This window comes from Actinobacillus arthritidis (assembly GCF_029774155.1).
GTDB classification, from domain to species: Bacteria; Pseudomonadota; Gammaproteobacteria; order Enterobacterales; family Pasteurellaceae; genus Actinobacillus; species Actinobacillus arthritidis.
Genome location: NZ_CP103833.1, coordinates 1,002,527 through 1,022,091, shown reverse-complemented (window position 1 = coordinate 1,022,091; position 19,565 = coordinate 1,002,527). Strand labels below are relative to the sequence as shown.

Annotated in this window: 12 protein-coding genes and 6 pseudogenes; 6 read left to right on the top strand and 12 right to left on the bottom strand. The window is 39.8% G+C overall.

All coding sequences use genetic code 11. From position 1 onward, the window contains the following. Positions 1-3: 3 nt before the first annotated feature. Positions 4-2,588 (bottom strand): annotated as a pseudogene (leuS, locus tag NYR89_RS04740) (leucine--tRNA ligase). A gap of 250 nt (positions 2,589-2,838) precedes the next feature. Here leuS and pepE point away from each other — a divergent pair. Together pepE and dcuC are read left to right on the top strand one after the other, a co-directional pair. Continuing rightward, a complete protein-coding gene (gene pepE / locus NYR89_RS04735) occupies positions 2,839-3,543 on the top strand; it encodes a dipeptidase PepE (RefSeq protein ID WP_279446552.1) in 705 nt (234 codons plus the stop codon). A gap of 9 nt (positions 3,544-3,552) precedes the next feature. Further along, positions 3,553-4,843: pseudogene (gene dcuC, locus NYR89_RS04730) on the top strand (C4-dicarboxylate transporter DcuC). A 79-nt stretch (positions 4,844-4,922) separates the two neighbouring features. On the opposite strand, the gene serS reads toward dcuC, so the two are convergent. From serS to NYR89_RS04715, 3 genes and pseudogenes are all read right to left on the bottom strand, one after another. Next, entirely contained in the window at positions 4,923-6,230 is a 1,308-nt protein-coding gene (gene serS / locus NYR89_RS04725) for a serine--tRNA ligase (protein WP_279446551.1), read from the bottom strand. 117 nt (positions 6,231-6,347) lie between these two features. Beyond that, entirely contained in the window at positions 6,348-6,827 is a 480-nt protein-coding gene (smpB, locus tag NYR89_RS04720) for an SsrA-binding protein SmpB (RefSeq protein WP_279446550.1), read from the bottom strand. Positions 6,828-6,960: 133 nt separating this feature from the next. Further along, positions 6,961-8,369 (bottom strand): annotated as a pseudogene (locus NYR89_RS04715) (YcjX family GTP-binding protein). Positions 8,370-8,427: 58 nt separating this feature from the next. Here NYR89_RS04715 and NYR89_RS04710 point away from each other — a divergent pair. Continuing rightward, positions 8,428-9,264, top strand: a complete 837-nt coding sequence (locus NYR89_RS04710) for a CYTH domain-containing protein (protein ID WP_279446549.1) — start codon at positions 8,428-8,430, stop codon at positions 9,262-9,264. Between the two features lie 34 nt (positions 9,265-9,298). On the opposite strand, the gene NYR89_RS04705 is transcribed toward NYR89_RS04710, so the two are convergent. The 5 genes from NYR89_RS04705 to NYR89_RS04685 are packed head-to-tail and all read right to left on the bottom strand — an operon-like array spanning position 9,299 to position 11,677. Next, positions 9,299-9,769, bottom strand: coding sequence for a pseudouridine synthase (locus NYR89_RS04705; protein ID WP_279446548.1), 471 nt, complete (start codon positions 9,767-9,769; stop codon positions 9,299-9,301). 3 nt (positions 9,770-9,772) lie between these two features. Further along, on the bottom strand, positions 9,773-9,928 hold the full coding sequence (locus tag NYR89_RS04700) for a YoaH family protein (RefSeq protein WP_279446547.1): 156 nt from the start codon (positions 9,926-9,928) through the stop codon (positions 9,773-9,775). A 1-nt stretch (position 9,929) separates the two neighbouring features. Next, a complete protein-coding gene (gene truC, locus NYR89_RS04695) occupies positions 9,930-10,673 on the bottom strand; it encodes a tRNA pseudouridine(65) synthase TruC (protein ID WP_279446546.1) in 744 nt (247 codons plus the stop codon). After that, positions 10,674-10,985, bottom strand: a complete 312-nt coding sequence (locus NYR89_RS04690; protein ID WP_279446545.1) for a YqcC family protein — start codon at positions 10,983-10,985, stop codon at positions 10,674-10,676. It lies immediately after the preceding gene. 2 nt (positions 10,986-10,987) lie between these two features. Next, positions 10,988-11,677 (bottom strand): Fic family protein, encoded by a 690-nt coding sequence (locus NYR89_RS04685; RefSeq protein ID WP_279446645.1) that lies wholly within the window; start codon positions 11,675-11,677, stop codon positions 10,988-10,990. A 153-nt stretch (positions 11,678-11,830) separates the two neighbouring features. Here NYR89_RS04685 and trpCF point away from each other — a divergent pair. Continuing rightward, positions 11,831-13,241: pseudogene (gene trpCF, locus NYR89_RS04680) on the top strand (bifunctional indole-3-glycerol-phosphate synthase TrpC/phosphoribosylanthranilate isomerase TrpF). Positions 13,242-13,451: 210 nt separating this feature from the next. Further along, positions 13,452-15,455, top strand: coding sequence for a bifunctional tRNA (5-methylaminomethyl-2-thiouridine)(34)-methyltransferase MnmC2/FAD-dependent 5-carboxymethylaminomethyl-2-thiouridine(34) oxidoreductase MnmC1 (mnmC, locus tag NYR89_RS04675; RefSeq protein ID WP_279446644.1), 2,004 nt, complete (start codon positions 13,452-13,454; stop codon positions 15,453-15,455). Between the two features lie 62 nt (positions 15,456-15,517). Here the strand turns inward: mnmC and NYR89_RS04670 are convergent, their stop codons facing one another. Beyond that, positions 15,518-15,874 (bottom strand): helix-turn-helix domain-containing protein, encoded by a 357-nt coding sequence (locus NYR89_RS04670; RefSeq protein WP_279446544.1) that lies wholly within the window; start codon positions 15,872-15,874, stop codon positions 15,518-15,520. A 118-nt stretch (positions 15,875-15,992) separates the two neighbouring features. Between NYR89_RS04670 and NYR89_RS04665 the strand changes: the two genes are divergently transcribed. Next, the gene (locus NYR89_RS04665) at positions 15,993-16,163 is read left to right on the top strand and encodes a hypothetical protein (RefSeq protein ID WP_279446543.1); all 171 of its coding nucleotides are present in this window, start codon (positions 15,993-15,995) and stop codon (positions 16,161-16,163) included. A gap of 488 nt (positions 16,164-16,651) precedes the next feature. Here the strand turns inward: NYR89_RS04665 and NYR89_RS04660 are convergent. Then, a pseudogene (locus NYR89_RS04660) lies at positions 16,652-18,030 on the bottom strand (L-serine ammonia-lyase). A gap of 92 nt (positions 18,031-18,122) precedes the next feature. Next, positions 18,123-19,351: pseudogene (locus NYR89_RS04655) on the bottom strand (serine/threonine transporter). Positions 19,352-19,565 lie beyond the last annotated feature (214 nt).

Genomic DNA, 19,565 nt, shown 5'->3' with positions numbered 1-19,565 from the left:
CTATTAGGCTTTTACCGCAAAACTTAACATTTTATACGGTACATAGATTTCTTTCACGATTTCTACGCCTTCTAAGAATTTCGCTACGTTTGCATCCGCTTTTGCAATTGCTTTAACTTCATCTTCGGTTGCTGTTGCTGAAACAGTAACTTTGCCACGTACTTTACCGTTTACTTGTACCACAACTAATTTTTCGTCTTCAACCATTGCTGATTCGTCCGCAACCACCCATGGTGCAAAGTCAATCGTATCGCTATTGCCTAATGCTTGCCATAACTCGAAACAGATATGTGGCGTAATTGGGTAAAGCATACGTACTACCGCACTTAATGCTTCCGCCATGACCGCTTTATCTTGTTCATTTTCCAGTGATGCTCTTGTTAGCTTATTCATCAATTCCATAATCGCCGCGATTGCGGTATTGAATGTTTGGCGGCGACCGATATCGTCAGACACTTTCGCAATCGTTTTGTGTACGTCACGGCGAAGTTCTTTTTGTGCTTTGCTTAATGCGGCTACATCTAATGCGGCAGTTGCAGGATTTTGGTTGTATTCATACACTAAATTCCACACACGACCTAAGAAGCGTTTTGCCCCTTCAACACCTGACTCTTGCCATTCAAGCGTCATTTCCGCAGGAGATGCGAACATCATAAACAAGCGTACTGTATCCGCACCGTATTTTTCCACCATTTCTTGCGGGTCGATACCGTTGTTTTTCGATTTCGACATTTTGGTCATACCGCTATGTACTAATTCACGACCTTCCGGATCAGTCGCTTTGATGATACGACCTTTCTCATCACGCTCAAGTGTTACCTGTGTTGGGCTAACCCAAATACGCTCGTTAGTCGGGCTGGTGTAATAGAACGCATCAGCAAGCACCATACCTTGACATAAAAGTTTAGTTGCCGGTTCATCGGAGTTCAAAATACCTGCATCACGTAACAATTTGTGGAAGAAGCGGAAATAGAGCAAGTGCATTGTTGCGTGTTCGATACCGCCGATATATTGATCTACCGGTAACCAGTAGTTTGCCTCGTCAGAATCTAACATCCCTTCGTGATATTGCGGGCAAGTGTAGCGTGCGTAGTACCAAGATGATTCCATAAAGGTGTCGAATGTATCGGTTTCTTTTAACGCTGGTTTGCCGTTGTAAGTGGTTTTTGCCCACTCAGGATCAGCTTTGATCGGGCTTTGTACACCATTCATTACTACGTCTTCAGGTAGAATCACCGGTAAATCTTGCATTGGTACGGTAACCACTTCGCCATCTTCAGTCGTCATCATCGGGATTGGCGCACCCCAATAACGCTGACGAGACACACCCCAGTCACGCAGACGGAAGTTTACTTGGCGTTTACCTACTTTCATCGATTCTAATTTATCAGCAATCGCATTGAATGCACCATTGAAGTCTAAGCCGTCAAATTCCATTGAATTGATGAGCTTGCCGTGTTCGGTGTAAGTCGCTTTTGAGAAATCCCATTCAGAACCGTCAAGCGGTTGAATTACTTGATTAATTTGCAAACCGTATTTTTGAGCAAATTCAAAGTCACGCTCATCGTGTGCAGGTACAGCCATTACCGCACCAGTACCGTAGTGCATTAACACAAAGTTCGCAACCCAAACCGGTACTTCTTTACCTGTTAACGGATGGATAGCAAATAAGCCTGTCGCCATCCCTTTTTTCTCCATTGTTGCTAGTTCTGCTTCAGCAACTTTGGTGTTTTTCGCTTCACGAATAAATTCTGCAAGTGCAGGGTTGTTTTCCGCCGCTAATTCCGCTAATGGATGAGTGCGGCAATCGCAACATAGCTCACACCGAAGAATGTATCCGGACGAGTAGTGTAAACCGGTAATTCCGCATTTGAACCGGCGATTTTGAAGGTAATTTCAACCCCTTCAGAACGACCGATCCAGTTACGTTGCATAGTTTTTACTTGATCAGGCCATTGTGGAAGATTATCTAAGTGATTTAATAATTCTTCCGCGTAGTCGGTAATTTTGATAAACCATTGTGGAATTTCACGTTGTTCTACTGGTGTGTCACAACGCCAGCAACAACCTTCGTGAACTTGCTCGTTTGCAAGCACGGTTTCATCATTCGGGCACCAGTTTACTGTAGAGGTTTTCTTATACACTAAACCTTTTTTATAAAGCTCAGTGAAGAACCATTGTTCCCATTTATAGTATTCCGGGCGGCAAGTGGTGACTTCACGATCCCAGTCGTATGAAAAGCCCAACATTTTGAGCTGACCTTTCATATACTCAATGTTTTCATAAGTCCATTTTGCCGGAGCGGTATTATTTTTTACTGTCGCACCTTCCGCCGGTAAACCAAAAGCATCCCACCCCATTGGTTGTAATACGTTTTTACCGATCATACGTTGATAACGAGAAACCACATCACCGATTGTGTAGTTACGCACGTGACCCATATGTAATTTGCCTGATGGATACGGCAACATTGAAAGGCAATAGTATTTCTCTTTTGTTACATCTTTAACCGCTTTAAAAACTTTATTCTCTGCCCAGAATTGCTGAACTTTAGGTTCAATCGCACTTGGGTTATATTGTTGTTGCATAAATTTTAACCTTTGAATCTTGTCGAAAAAATTGCAGTTAGCATACCTCAAAAACGACTTTTTTTGAATGGTAAGCGGTCTGATTTTAGGGATTTTTTACAAGTGTAGGGTAATCGCCGTATAGATCGTACAAAATTTGTGTATTAGCATTTTTATTTTGTGATTGCCGTCAAAAAATAGATTTTTTGTTTTTGGTATTTCTTTTGCCACACGAGATAATATCAAAAGTGAAAAATAAAGGAGAATCACTATGAAAAATATGTTGTTGATGAGCGGTTCAAAATATAAAGATACCGCTTATTTAGTGCATACTTTACCTTGGCTGGCACAATTTTTAGCTAACTATAAAGGTAAGAAAGTCGCTTTTGTACCTTATGCAGGCGTACGTCGTTCATTTGATGAATATGAAGCGACTGTACAGAACGCATTGCAATCTTTAGAGGTTGAAATCGTATCGGTGCATCGAGCCAAACAACATCGAGATATTATCGAACAAGCGGATGTGATTGCCGTTGGTGGCGGTAATACTTTCTGCTTGTTGAAGCAAATGTATGAACATCATTTATTAGATGCTATCCGAGCCAAAGTAAATAGCGGCACACCTTATTTCGGTTGGAGTGCCGGTGCAAATGTTGCAGGCAATTCGATTATGACTACTAACGATATGCCGATTACTTACCCTCCGTCTTTTAATGCGTTAAATCTCTTTCCACATCAAATTAATCCGCATTTTATTTCCGGCAAAATGCAAGGGCATAACGGCGAAAGCCGAGAAGAACGTTTAGAAGAGTTTTTGATTGTTAACCCTCAAGCTCAGGTTTATGCTTTGCCGGAAGGGACTGCATTACATATTCAAGGCGAACAAGCGACCGTCCTCGGTGCGCAAGATATTCTCTGTTTTAGTGAAAAAATGCGACTTGATACTAAAGCGGTAAATTCAACATTTAACTACTAAGGAATTTTTATGGATGAGTTAAAACCTTTTGTTGCTGTGATAGGTATCTTAGCAACGATTTATCTGCTAATTAAAAAATATGAAACCCGAACGGTATTAATCGGTATCGGTTTGATTATGTCGGTTGTAACGCTTAATCCGATGGGAGCATTAGATGCTTTTGCTAAATCAATGACTTCAAGCGGTCTGATTATGGCGATTTGTGCCAGTATGGGTTTTGCTTATGTGATGAAATATACCCAATGCGATACGCATTTGGTGCATTTACTTACTAAACCGTTAAGCGGTTTGAAATTCTTTTTGATTCCGATTGCAACGATTCTAACTTTCTTTATCAATATTGCAATTCCATCCGCGACAGGCTGTGCAGCAGCTGGTAGGGGCAACTTTAATTCCGGTATTAAAAAGTGCTGGTGTACGTCCGGCAACCGCAGGGGCGGCAATTTTAGCCGGTACATTCGGTTCAATGATGAGTCCGGGTTCTTCTCATTCGGCAATGCTGAGTGAAATGTCAAATTTAACCATTACCGAAGTGAATTTAGCCCACGCACCTTATACAACGATTGCCGGTGTTATCGGAGCGATTGCTTTGACGGTCATGGCAATTATTTTGAAAGATTATGGTGAGGAACACCGTAAAGCCTATTTAGCTGAGCAACAAAATGCAGAAACTAAATTTAGCGGTGTTAATCCGTTATATGCACTTGCACCGTTATTGCCGTTAATTATTCTTGTTATTGGCGGTACGGAATTACAAAAGACACCGGGCTTAGAATGGACCCAAATGGGCGTACCGCAAGCAATGTTAATCGGTGCGATTTATGCAATTATCGTCACTCGTATTTCGCCGATCAAAATTACCGAAGAATTTTTCAATGGTATGGGTAATTCGTATGCTAATGTTCTCGGTATTATTATTGCCGCAAGCGTATTTGTATCCGGTTTAAAAGCAACCGGTGCGGTGGATTCAGCGATTGAATTTCTTAAACACTCCAATGAATTTGTGCGTTGGGGAGCAACTATCGGTCCGTTCCTAATGGGGATTGTGACCGGTTCGGGCGATGCGGCGGCGATTGCATTTAATACGGCAGTAACGCCTCATGCTGTAGAATTGGGTTATACCCACGTGAATTTAGGTATGGCGGCGATTGCCGGCGCTATCGGTCGTACGATGTCACCGATTGCCGGGGTAACGATTGTTTGTGCTGGATTGGCAATGGTTAGTCCGGTCGAAATGGTAAAACGTACCGCACCCGGTATGATTTTAGCAACGTTATTTTTAGCATTGTTTATGTTGTAATGTAGCGATAAAAAACAAGCGGTCTGAATTTGCAAAAAGTTAACAAATTCAGACCGCTTGCGTTATTTCAGTAGAATGATTAAGCGGTAATCACTTCCACACCGCCCATATATGGACGTAATACTTCAGGCACGGTGATTGAGCCGTCAGCGTTTTGGTAGTTTTCAATTACTGCTACTAAAGTACGACCCACCGCTAAACCTGAACCGTTTAAGGTGTGGACTAAGCGAGTTTTCTTATCGCCTTTTGCTTTGCAACGTGCAGACATACGGCGAGCTTGGAAATCCCACATATTTGAGCAAGAAGAAATCTCACGATAAGTGTTTTGTGCCGGTAACCAAACTTCTAAGTCGTAAGTTTTTGCTGAACCGAAGCCCATATCACCGGTACAGAGTAAAACTTTGCGGTATGGTAAGCCTAAAAGTTGTAATACTTTTTCAGCGTGACCAGTTAATTCTTCTAATGCTTCCATTGATTTTTCCGGAGCAACGATTTGTACCATTTCCACTTTTTCAAATTGGTGCATACGGATTAAACCACGTGTATCACGACCGTAAGAACCGGCTTCAGAACGGAAACACGGCGTATGTGCCGTATAGCGTAACGGTAAGCTGTCTTCATCAATAATTTCGTCACGCACTAAGTTAGTTACCGGTACTTCCGCTGTTGGAATTAAGCTGAACGGACGTTGAGTTTCGTTTGGATCTTGACCGGTTAATGGTTGAGTATGGAATAAATCTTCTCCGAATTTTGGTAATTGACCAGTACCGAACAGCGTATCGTGGTTGACTAAGAACGGTACGTTTGTTTCCACATAGCCGTGTTGTTCAGTGTGAAGATCTAACATAAACTGCGATAAGGCACGGTGTAAACGAGCAAGTTTACCTTTCATTACCACAAAACGGCTAGCCGTTAATTTTACACCTGCGACAAAATCTAAACCGTTTAACGCTTCACCTAATGCCACGTGATCTTTTACTTCAAAGTCAAATTGACGAGGCTCGCCCCAACGTGATACTTCTAAGTTTTCCGTGTCATCTTTACCTAACGGTACTTCGTCAGCTGGTAAGTTCGGCACAGATAAGAGTAACTCACGAATTTCCGCTTGTACTTGGTCTAAAGCGACCTTCGCTTCGTTTAATTCGTTACCCATATTATCTACTTCCGCTAATAACGCAGAAATATCTTCGCCACGTGCTTTTGCCGCACCGATATTTTTTGAACGGGCATTACGTTCCGCTTGTAAGGTTTCTGTTTTTACTTGAAGTGTTTTACGTTGTTCTTCCAATGCTTTCACACGCTCTACATCAAGGGTAAAACCACGTTTAACTTTAAGTGCATTTGCAACATCGTCTAAATTAGTACGAAGAAGATTTTGGTCGATCATTTTTTATTCCTTAATTTTTAATTGTGACCACGGACGGCACAGATGGCTCGGAGATGTAAAAAACGGGTCAAATTTGACCGCTTGTTCCGTGCTTGCTGTTATCCGTAGTTTTTGAAATTAGCCACGATTTGCGTTTTTCATAATACGCTGTTTCGCTACTTGCCATTCACGGTCTTTAATGTCTTCACGTTTATCGTGTAGTTTTTTACCTTTTGCCACGCCGACTTTCACTTTCGCCCACGCATTTTTCCAGTAGAGCGATAGTGCCACAACCGTCATACCGTCTCGATTTACTTTACCGAATAGTGAATCCAGTTCCCGTTTATTCAATAATAATTTGCGGGTGCGAGTCGGATCACAAACAATGTGAGTGGAAGCCATATTTAATGGGGTGATGGTTGCACCGAATAGAAACGCTTCGCCGTTACGAAATGTCACGTAACTGTCGCCGATATTCGCCTTACCGGCACGCGCCGATTTTACTTCCCAGCCTTGTAATTCTAAGCCGGCTTCAATTTCTTCTTCGATAAAATATTCATGACGAGCACGTTTATTTAGTGCAATCGTATTCGAAGCTACTTTTGGTTTTTTTGCCATAATTTAAAAAGATTGAGAAAAATTTATAAGATTCTACCGCAAAGCCGCCTAACAGTGAACAGTAACCGTTTAAAATCAAGCGACAAGCGGTTAAATTTGCGAAAAATTTTGCAAAAATAACCGCTTGTGATTGCTATTCCAACATATCTGCCAATAAGAATTGTAATACTGCATCCATACGCAAATGCGGAATTGGTTCGCCATAGGCGAGCGGTTTAGGTTCGAATTGGTCGAACTCAAAGCGGTTAAACTGCCAATAATTTGCATCGGGCAAACGGCTTGGTACCGTGCCGGGGTAAAGCGTCACTTGTTTTTTATCGGTTGAACGAATGCCTCGAATCGCTTTAATTTGCGTACCGTTTTGGGTAACCACCACCGGATCGGTCGCTCGAATTGCCGAAATGGCGTGATAGCCGGTTTCAATACCGTCAAAAGCGACATGTCGTCCGCCTTCCTGTACTAATTGACGCATCAGACTTTCCAAATTTGGTAGTTGATCGCTAGTGATATGATCCGCTTTGGTCGCAATAAATAGGAGTTTATCAATATTGGACGAAAACAGGCGATGAAATAACGAACGATTGCCATAATGAAAATGTTTAAACAACTGTCGCAAGCCGATTTTCATTTCTAAAAATGCCTCTAAGCCGTGGTTTAACGGCGTTAAACAATCGGCAAGAATCACTTGGCGGTCGAATTGTGAAAAATAGTCTTCATAAAACGGTTTAACAATCTTTTGCTGATATTGATTGTAACGTTTTTTAAGCATTTGGAACGTACTGTTTGCCGGAGAGTTCTCAAGTTTTTCCCAATCGGCTTCACTTAAATCTAATAACGGAAAGAACTGAAAAACCGGCGCACCTTTTAAATTTTCTGTCGGTAAGACAAATCTCCCCGGCTGAATATATTGCATACCGGCTTGTTTACATTCCAACAAATAAGTGGTGTAAATTTCGCTTAATTCGGCAAGTTGGTTTTCGTCCGCTTTGGCAAAAAGATCTAATTTTTTGACCGCTTGTAACCAAGGCTGTGCCAGTTCCGTACGTTTTCCTTTATGCACTAATTGCTGTGCTTGTGACCATTGTTTAAAAGATTGCGAGAGCGTGGCAAGTCCAATAGCCATTCGCCCGGATAATCGAAAATATCCAAGTAGAGCGTACCGGTTTCTTTTAAATGTTTGATTAAACCGTCTTGGCGTTGGTAGCGGATCGCTAAACGAATTTCGCTGATACCGGTGGTAGAAGGCGCCCATACCGGTGGATCGTTTTCCAAACATTGACGGTTTTTATCGTATTCAAAACGAGGAATGGTTAAATCGCCTTGTTCAACTCGTCTTACTGAAAGGATTTGTCCGTTACGAGCGACACCGAATAAATTGACGTGTGCATGGCTGTCTTTATTGATATGCAATAGCTGATCGACAAAGCTGGTAATAAAAGCGGTTTTACCGTCGCGACTTAAGCCGGTCACGGCAAGGCGAAGATGATTATCTAAACCACGCTGTACAAATTTATGTAGTTTATTTTGGATTTGATTAAACATTGCTAGAATAGTTTGAAATGAGATAATTCGATCATAGCAAAAAAGGCGGTATGACAAAATGGAAAACGAAATTGAATTAAAAATAATGTTAACGGAAGATAATGCTGAGTTTATTAAAACTTGGCTGAGTCAACAACGTATTATTCAGCAAGATATTGATGAATTAGGTAATACGTATTTTGATACCCCAACACAATTTTTTGCCGGTCAGCAAATGGGATTAAGAGTAAGAAGTAAAAATCAATGCTATGAAATGACGCTAAAAACAAAAGGGGAGATTATAGGCGGTTTACATATTCGTCCGGAGTATAACTTGCCGTTAGCGAGTAATCAGCCTGATTTCAAGCGATTGGTTTCTCACTTTGATTTACAAATAGAAAATGTTGAACAGATAGCCGAACAATTAAGACCGACTTTTAGTACGGATTTTGTACGCCACAAGTGGTTGATTGAGTTCCAGCAATCACAAATTGAAGTGGCCTTAGATAATGGCGTGATTAAAAATGAGTTCGGACAAGCAAAAATTTGTGAACTGGAGTTTGAATTGAAACAAGGTTCATTAGCCGATATTTTGCAATTATTAGCTGAAATGCCTGTGCGTGACGGAATGTGGTTTAGTAGTTTAAGTAAAGCACAACGTGGTTATTTGATTGGACAAGCAGTGAAATTGGAGCAAGAAATTGCTAAAGCGATTCAGACAAAAGCAGGTTATGAATTGGAGCAAATATTGGCAGACTATATTCGTACAATGCCGGAGAATAAGCCGGTTTTGGCGACATTTAATGAATGTTTTTTAAGTGAGAAACATCATAATTGGCTCGAACTGCAAAATCATTTGAAAAGCCAATCATATTTAATAAAGAATATTGCCTATTTACAAGGTCTTTATTCATAGAAGCAAAATAGCCACTCGCTTGAGTGGCTATTGGCTATTTAACGATATGAAATGGCATAGCAGGAAATTCAATATTATTTATGCGTACTTGTAAAGTATATTCGCCTTTCGGATCGGTTTTATCGAATTTCCAACATTTACGGATAAATTCATTATTATGGCTTGCTAACTGTCTGGAAATCGTATGTGTTTTGCCATCATTACTAGATACTACAGTAACGCCTTGTTCGGTAAATTTAGCAGGAGCCGGTGCATTAAAGATTTCTGTTACCTGATTTTTAGCAGTAAAAGGAACATTCACCGCTTCCCAACAAAGATGTAAATTTTTTTGGCTGACTGAATAAGTCGTGCTTCTAATTGGTTTCGCCACTTTCCCATTCAAATCGAGCAAATAGATTGCGAGCATTGGTCTGGTTTCTTTTGCTGGTGTTGTGTCTGGAGTAGTATTAGCTATTGCAGTTACTGAAGACAATAAGCCCATTGATAATATTAAATGTTTCTTCATCTTTTAATCCTCTGTCTTTGATTGATGTTCTTCTCTTAAACGATTGGCAATAATTTGAATCGCTTCACCGCCGCTCACGCCTTGAGCCATCAGTTCTTGAATTTGTTCTACAGCGGCTTGTTGCTGTTCGTGTGTTAAAGAAAGTAATGCGTTATCCATATTAATTTTTGTCAGATTGAAAAAAGTGTGGAAAGTTCCAGTTAAAAGTAAGAAATAAATTTCGCCATTGTTCATCAAGCGCCGCAAAAACTTCAATTTTTTGCGCTGTTTTCGGATGCGTAAATTTTAAAAAATGCGAATGTAGCATTAATCGGTCGCAACCGGTTTTCTCGGTTAGGGTACGATTTTGGTGCAAGTCACCATATTTAGTATCGCCCATAATCGGATGAAATAAATGCTTCATATGGCGGCGAAGTTGGTGCTTACGCCCTGTTTTCGGCAATAATTCAACCAAACTGTAACGTGCCGTTTGGTGTTTACCTGCCGGATAAGGCATTTCGACACTTGCAAGATTTTGGTAAAAAGTGACCGCTTGTTGCGCTTCTTTGGGTTGCGAAAACTTATCGGCAATCTTGTCTAAAATCACTTTTAGCGGATAATCGATCTCGCCTTTGTCGAGCAGATAGCCTCGCACTACCGCCAAATAGCCTTTTTCCATTTGATGCTGTTCAAATTGTTCACTCATTAGGCGAGCCATTTCACTATTTAATGCAAACAATAACACACCGGAAGTCGGGCGATCTAAGCGATGAATCGGGAAAACGTGTTGACCGATTTGATCACGTAAGGTTTGCATTGCAAACTGTGTTTCGTGTTTATCTAGCCATGAACGGTGAACTAACATTCCAGCCGGTTTATTAATCGCAATCAGTTCATCATCACGGTATAAAATTTCCAGTTCCATTTAGTCCTTTAATAATAATTCAATCAATAACACCGGCTGATGAATCGCTTTTAAATAGCTTTCGTCTTTTAGGGCTTCTTCCAAGTAAGGCGTAATCGAAAAGTTGCGGGGTAAATCCGCACCAGCGTCTAAAAGAGCGTGCATACGAGGAATAAAAATCCATTGTAGCCATTGCGTTGGGCTAAGTGTTCCGATACAAAACGGTTGATCATTCGCTAAATCTTTCAAGCTCGGTGCAACCGCATCCCATTGCTTATGTGTGCGTAATGCAATTTCTAAATCGGTTAAGTGTTGTCTAACTTTGGTTTTCATATTTAATTGAGTTCGTTAATCCAGTTTGGGTAAATAAGGTTTAAGGTACGTTCCATTGTTTCATAAACGGCTTTTGCGATAAATTCTGTGATCGGTTGATAATTATCTAAATCACCTAACGCCAATGCACGATAATAGTCAGCTCGATTCTCAGCTTTTAAAATCGTCACTTGGAAACCGGCTTTCATTAATTCTAAATTCATCAATAAACGTCCAGTACGTCCATTACCATCAATAAAAGGGTGAATTGCCACAAATTTGTTATGTAGCATCGCAATGCGTTCTATCGGTTCCAATATATTGAGATTTTGTTGGTTCCAATGTATTAATTCTTCCATTTGCGGATGAACTAAAAAAGGTTGAGGCGGTTGATATTCCGCACCGTTAATGACTATCGGTACATTTCGGTATTGTCCGGCTTCTCGTGCATTATCGGTTTTTTGTAGTAACAAATAGTGGAAGTTTTTTATTGTTGCTTCTGTCAGTGGTGCGTTTTCTTTTACAAGATCAGTTAAGTAACCAATAGCCTCTTGGTGGTTAATAATATCTAAATGATCTTTAAATGGTTTACCGTTGGCGGTAATTCCACTTTCAAGTAACACGCACGTTTCAAATATATCTAGTGTATTTCCTTCTATCGCATTGGATTGCTGATTATATTTCAACATTAAATCTGCTTGAATGTTTTTCATTACGGCGATATTAAGGGGGCGATGCTTATCAAGCAAAGTACGCATTTTATGAAGTTTGGTAATCAGCATAGTGAATTTATTGATAAATCAAAATAAGTGCCGTATTCTACCATTATCTGTGTTATCCACCAATTCATAATAAAAAGAGAAAATATGCAAAATCAGCCAACTATTCTGCAAAAAATCGTACAAGATAAAGCCGTTTGGATAGAACAAAAACAAAAAGAATTTCCACTTTCACAATTCCAACATCAAATTGTTCATACTGACCGAGATTTTTATGCGGCATTAGCGACAGCTTCGCACCAAGTGCCTGCGTATATTTTAGAGTGTAAAAAGGCTTCACCTTCCAAAGGACTGATTCGTGCCGAGTTTGATTTGGATGCGATTGCACAGGTCTATAAACATTACGCCTCTGTGATTTCTGTGCTGACCGATGAACAATATTTCCAAGGTGATTTTCGTTATATTGATCAAGTTAAACGCCAAACAACGCAACCGATCTTATGCAAAGATTTTATGATTTCGCCGTATCAGGTGTATTTGGCTCGTTATTCAAATGCGGATGCAATTTTGCTGATGTTATCGGTAGTTGATGACGAAACTTATCGCAGATTGGCGGATTTAGCTCACTCATTAGGTATGGGGGTTTTAACCGAAACCAGTACCGAGCAAGAATTTGAGCGAGCGTTGGCATTGGGCGCAAAAGTGATCGGCGTGAATAACCGTGATTTGCATACGCTGACGGTGGATATGAATCGTATTGTGCGTTTGGTAGAAAAATATCAGGATCAAATTTCGGCAGATGTCCGTTTGATTTCAGAATCAGGTATTTATGATCATTCACAGGTAAAAGCAATTAAGCCGTTTGCACACGCATTTTTGATCGGTAGCAGTTTGATGGGCAGTACTGATTTAAATAATGCGGTACGTTCTGTGATTTTCGGTGAAAATAAAGTGTGTGGTTTAACCCGTCCACAAGATGTAAAAGCAGTGTATGAGAATGGCTTTTTATATGGCGGATTAATTTTTGCTGAAAATTCGCCTCGCCAATTATCACTACGCCAAGCACAAGAATTAGTGGTGAATGAACCGTTGCGTTATGTCGGTGTGTTCCAAAATCAAGCGGTCGAATTTGTTGAAAAAATAGCAAAACAGCTTGAGTTATATGCGGTGCAATTACACGGTTCGGAAGATGAGGCCTATATTGCCGATCTTTCAGCAAAATTAGCTGGAAAAACGCAAATCTGGCAGGCAATTTCGGTAGATATTCAAGCGGAAACAGTTGAGTATCACGATAACCCGTTAGTGGCACGTTATATTCTTGATAGCAAAAACGGTACGCAAGCAGGGAGGTACAGGTGAAACATTTAACTGGCGACTCATTCCGAATGAATTAAAACAAAAAGCAATGCTTGCCGGTGGGATTTCGGTTGAAAATATCAAGCAGGCACTCACGCAAGGTTGTTTAGGTGTCGATCTCAATTCCGGTGTAGAACAGCATAAAGGCGTAAAAGATTTAGCAAAAATCACCGCTTGTGCGGAGAAAATTCTCAAAGCCTAAGAAGTGTGATAGACTTTGATCAATAATATTTAACAAAGAGAGGACAAAATGGGTACTTTAGGTTATTCAATGATGACTGTTGTAGCGGCATTAGGTATGATCGTAGTTTTCGCTTACAATATCTTCTAATCTGTTACTGCGGAAAAGCACGGAAAGCACAGAATGTTATCAGTAACTTCCGTGCTTTCCGTATATTCTGTGGTCAATATTATGAACAAACTCAGCTTTGCATCTCTTTCTTTCAATTCAAATCATACCCCCGTTTCCGAACAATTCGACGATATTTACTTTTCCACTCAAGACGGTCTTGAAGAAAGTTATTATGTTTTCCAAGAAGGTAATCGGCTTTGGCAAAAATGGCAAGCACACAATGCCGAATCTTTTGTGATTGCCGAAACCGGTTTTGGTACCGGACTGAATTTTTTAGCGGTTGCCGATAAATTTCAGCAGTTTTTAAGTGAGTTTCCCAATAGTAAACTTAAGCGTTTATATTTTATTTCGTTTGAAAAATTTCCCCTCACTTCTGAGCAATTAACGACCGTTCATAAAAATTACCCGCAATTTGCAAAACTTTCACAGAGAATGACCGCTTGTTGGCGACCTCGCCAAACCGGTTGTCAGCGTTATCATTTTGAGCAAATCTATCTTGATGTGTGGTTTGGCGATATGTTGGAGAACTTACCGCAATTAGGCGATTTATATAGCAATCAAATTGATGCGTGGTTTTTAGACGGCTTTTCACCGGATAAAAATCCGGAAATGTGGAATGAAACGCTTTATCGTCAAATGTTCCGTTTAACGAAAAATGGCGGCAGTTTTGCGACCTTTACTGCCGCAAGTGCGGTAAGAAAGGGCTTACAAGCGGTCGGATTTGAGGTCAAAAAACGCAAAGGCTTTGGTAAAAAACGAGAAATGCTGTGGGGTGAAAAACCGCAACAAAGCGAAACTATACAGGTAAATTATCCATATTTTTATAGCGATCCACAAACAGAAGCAAATGATATTGCGATTGTCGGTGGCGGTGTCGCCAGTTTGTTTGTTGCATTATCCTTACTTGAAAAAGGTAAAAAAGTCACGCTTTATTGCAAAGATAATGCGTTGGCACAAAATGCTTCCGGCAATTTACAAGGTGCGATTTATCCGCAACTGAGTGACGATGATGAGCGTAATATCCGTTTTTATGTGCATTGTTTTGACTATGCATTGCAACGTTTGACACAAATTGAACCGCTTGCTGAGTTTGAACACGCCTTAACCGGTGTTGCGTTATATGCCTATAACGATAAAACGGCGAAGAAATTGGAAAAAATGGCTTTGCAAACCAATGATGATAGTTTGTTTAAGCTATGTGATGCGACTGAGTTAAGCGAAAAAATCGGGCTAAAAGTGCCGAACGGTGGTGCATTTATGCCACAAAGCGGTTGGTTATCGCCGATACAGTTTGTACAAGGCACTTTTGCTTATTTACAGGCAAAAGGATTACAAATTGTGTTAAATCACGAAGTAAAAGATCCGCAATTTAGTGCAGGGAAGTGGCATTGGCAGTACAATGGTGAAACGTTCAGTCATCAGATTTTAGTGCTGGCAAATGGACATACTCTCACGCAATTTCAGCAAGCTCAAGGGATACCGCTGTATCCGGTGCGTGGGCAAGTGAGCCAGATTCCGACCACACCGGCTTTACAGCAGTTAAAATGTGTGGTGTGTTATGACGGTTATTTGACACCGGTTTCTAAAGCGAATACCCATTGTATTGGTGCCAGCCATGTACGTGATAATGCCGAAACAGATTTCTCTTTGGAAGAACATCACGAGAATGTAGCAAAACTTCAGCAAAATTTGACCGCTTGTGATTGGACGGGCAATATCGATCTTTCGCAAAATTTAGCTAAACAAGGGGTGAGAGCCGCACTGCGAGATCGTGTGCCGATGGTTGGGAAAATGCCGAATTTTAGAGTTCAAAAAGTACAATATCAGAATTTGTATAATCAGCTCCGTCGCAAACAAGCGGTTGAAAATGCAGAAAATTTTGCAAATTTATATATGGTAAACGGCTTAGCTTCTCGAGGCCTAACTACTGCACCGTTATTAGGCGAACTGTTGGCAAGCCTGATTTGTCATGAACCGTTACCTATTAGCGAAGATATTTGGCACGTACTTAGCCCAAATCGCACTTGGATACGAAAATTGTTGAAAGGATCAAAAGTTGAATGATTTGAAGCATTGATACTATAAAAGATAAGGGCAGACCATTGTGTCTGCCCATTTAATATTATCTATTTGAATGATGTAATTAAATTAATCAAAACTGTTTTTTGCTGTTCTGATAGCCCTTGAATAAGACGGGATAAAATTTCATCAGTTGATTGAAATTCCTGCTCATCCGCAACACCATATCTTAACCACTCCGGTTTCACATTTAACCAATTTGCTAAAGTTTCTATTTTATCCTGAGAAGGAATAGCTAATCCGTTTAGCCATTTATGGACAGCTTGTTGAGTGATCGGTTGTTCAGCATATTGTAAGTTAAATTTTATAGCAATCTGACTTGTTTTTAAGCCTTTAGGATAGGCTACGCTTAAGGCAAATTTTAAGCGTTCACTAAATCTTTCTTTATCTGTTTTAATTTTCATAGTTCATAAATTATGCTTGAACTACAAAATATATTGTAAACTGAATTGGTTTGTTTTAAACTAAAATGGTTAAATCATTGACTGATTTAACTTCGTTTTAATTTATGAGGGAATGACAATGTTTAAAACAGTAATTGCAACTATTTTATTAGTATCTTCAATCTCAACGATGGCATATACCACTCGTAATCCATATGATCCGAATATCAAGTCAACTTGTCGTGATGGGAGTTATTCATCATCAAGCGGAACTGGTACTTGTTCTGGGCATGGGGGAGTGTATCGTTAGATGAAACGGTGGGTTTTATTGCTGGGGATATTGGCTTCAAATTTTACTTTTAGCCATATTGATAGAGTGCAAACTTATCCTTGTAAAGCAAATTGTAAATATCCACTTAACAAATCTGATGATTGTGCTAGGGCCGGTAAGTATATTAATCGGTGTGAGAAATGATCGATTTTTAAATTGATTGGCGAGACGGCAAGAAAAACAAAACCTCGAATAGTGATATTCGAGGTTTTTTTGTTGGTTGTAAAAACATACTGTCTTTACTATAATTTACAAGTTTTAGCAATAAAGCTAAAACGAGCTGGTGGTGACCTTTAATCCCACCAACTTTGAAGAGGATAACCAAATGTTTAAATACATTATCCTAGTTATTTTCTTGTTAGTCTTGAGCTCCCCAGCTTACTAATAAGAAATAACTCAACTGAGCGGTTCATCCGCTCAATTCTTCAAATCATAAGTGGTTAATCACTTGTTGTCAAATACAATGCTTAATCACAAGGTAAAATTTTAATGGCTAAACCACCGGTTGAAGTTTCACGGTATTTAGCATTCATATCTTTACCGGTTTCGTACATCGTTTCGATCACTTTATCTAAAGTCACGCGAGGTTGTGAGGTAAGACGTAAAGCCATACGACTTGCATTGATCGCCTTAACCGAAGCAATCGCATTACGTTCGATACAAGGTACTTGTACTTGTCCGCCTACAGGGTCGCAGGTTAAACCGAGGTTATGTTCCATTGCAATTTCAGCGGCGATACAAACTTGATCCGGACTTCCGCCCATAATTTCGGTTAAACCGGTCACGCCATCGAACAAGCCACACCAACTTCACCTTGACAGCCTACTTCCGCACCGGAAATAGACGCATTCATTTTATATAGTGTACCGACAACGCTACACGCTAATAAATAACGCTCAATTGTTTCTTGATTGAGAGGGGCAATAAATTGCTGATAGTAAGCTAAAACCGCCGGTACAATACCGCAAGCACCATTAGTAGGAGCTGTAACAACACGTCCACCTGCCGCATTTTCTTCATTTACCGCCAATGCAAACATATTTACCCAGTCAATAATTTGCATTGGGTCAGTATTAAATTTGCTGGTCGCTTCTAATGTTCTGCGTAAAGACGGAGCACGGCGTACCACTTTTAATGGACCGGGTAATAAACCTTCCGTATGTAAACCGTGTTGGATACAGTCTTCCATCGTTTTCCAAATTTTTGCCAGATAATCTGAAATTTCTTGTTTTGGACGCAGAGCGGCTTCGTTTTTCCATACTAAACTTGAAAGTGGCAAACCTTGTTCTTTACAGTGTTTGAGTAAATCTTCTGCGTTTTTATAAGGAAACGGTACAGATACTGTATCGTCTGCTTGGCTGTCAAAATTTTCATCATCAACAATAAAACCGCCACCAATAGAATAGAACGTTTTTTCGAATAATAGCGTTTCACCTTCAAAGGCTTTTAAAATCATTCCGTTTTCATGACGAGGTAAGAAATCGTAATGAAAAGGCATATCTTTATAGAAATCGAAAGTGATAGTTTTTGCCATTGCAGGTACAGCTTCAGCAACAACTAATTTGCTTTCTTGCTTCACTTGTTCGATAACACTATCAATGCGTTCAATATCCACATTATCGGGTAAATAGCCCATTAAGCCCATTACTACCGCAATATCGGTGCTATGACCTCGACCGGTTAGGGCTAGAGAACCATAAATATCAGCCTGCAAGCGGTCGGTTTTTGCCAAAAGTTTGCGAGCCAGCAATTCATTAATAAATTGTTTAGCCGCTTTCATCGGACCTACAGTATGGGAACTTGAAGGGCCGATACCCACTTTAAAAATATCAAATACGCTAATCATAAAATTCACACACAATAAAAAGAGGGATAGGCAACAAACAGAAGAAGATAGCGTTTGTTGCCTGAAAATTCGAATGGCGGATTATACAGCGATTACAGTAATCCGTACACTATTGCTGAAATAGCGATGGTACCCATTACAACCACAAAAAGATTGCTGACAATATTGCCTTTATATTTAGCTAATGCCGGCACGGTATAAATTGCATATACAGGCATAATAAACAGAATCATCGCAATAATCGGACCGCCTAAGCTTTCAATGAAACCAAGAATACTTGGGTTGATTGTTGCGACAATCCATAACGTGATAAAGAAGATAACCGCAGTAATTTTTTTGAATTTTGCTGATTCAATCGGTTTATCACGTAACTGATTCACTAAACCTTCTAAACCTTCACGTGCACCTAAGTAGTGACCGAAGAATGAGCGCCGATAGCTAAGAATGCTACGAAAGGTCCAAAGTAAGAAATAATCGGGTTATCGAATTTATTGGCTAAGTAAGACAAAATTGAAATATTTTGTGCTTTCGCTTGTGCTAATTCTTCAGGTGTTAGCGTTAATACACAACTGAAAACGAAGAACATAACGAATAACACTAAGATTATTGCGGTTGAACGTAATACTTTGCTTGATTCAACTTCAGTTTTTTGCGGATCTTGATAATGTTTTTGTTGTGAAAGTGCAAAAGATGAAATTGCCGGTGAATGGTTAAATGCAAATACTAAGACCGGAATCGTTAGCCATAAAGTGGTTAAGAAATCTCCTGTACTTGGCATTTGTTGTAATGCCGCACCGTTCCATTCCGGAATCAGGTAAATAGATAAACCGAATAGAATTAATACTAATGGGTAAACTAAGTAAGTGGTGATTTTTAACATCGCTTGTTCGCTAAGTAACATCACACTAATCATTACCGCAATTAATACACCAGAGAGTAGAGCACGAGGCGGTACTGCCATATGTAATTGGTTTTCAATAAATGAACCGACCGTATTGGTGATACCTACGCCATAAATTAAGAGAATCGGGAAGATGGCAAAGAAATAGAGCAAGGTAATAAATTTACCGGCATTTTCACCGAAATGTTCACGTACTACATTGGTAATATCACTACCCGGTTTACTTGAAGAAAGTACGAAACGAGCCAGTCCTCGGTGTGCGAGATAAGTCATCGGTCCAACTAATAAGGTCATAATAATTAATGGATAAAAACCACTCATACCGGCATTGATCGGTAAAAATAAAACTCCCGCACCCACAGCAGTACCAAAGAGATTGAGTACCCAAGTAAGGGAAAAACGATTAGATGGCGTAGCCATAAGATTCTCCTATTTAAAAGTTAGATTTATAAAAATTTTTCGCGGATCATAATCTTCTTCTCATCAGAAACAAGCTGAAAATGTCAATTTTGTGATCTAGCTAAAATTTTATTTCTACTTAGAATATAATTTGATTATTTTTTGTATATTTAGTGATAAAAACTATTTATATTTAATTTATAAGATTTTAATCTTTTGTGGGTTATGGGATTTT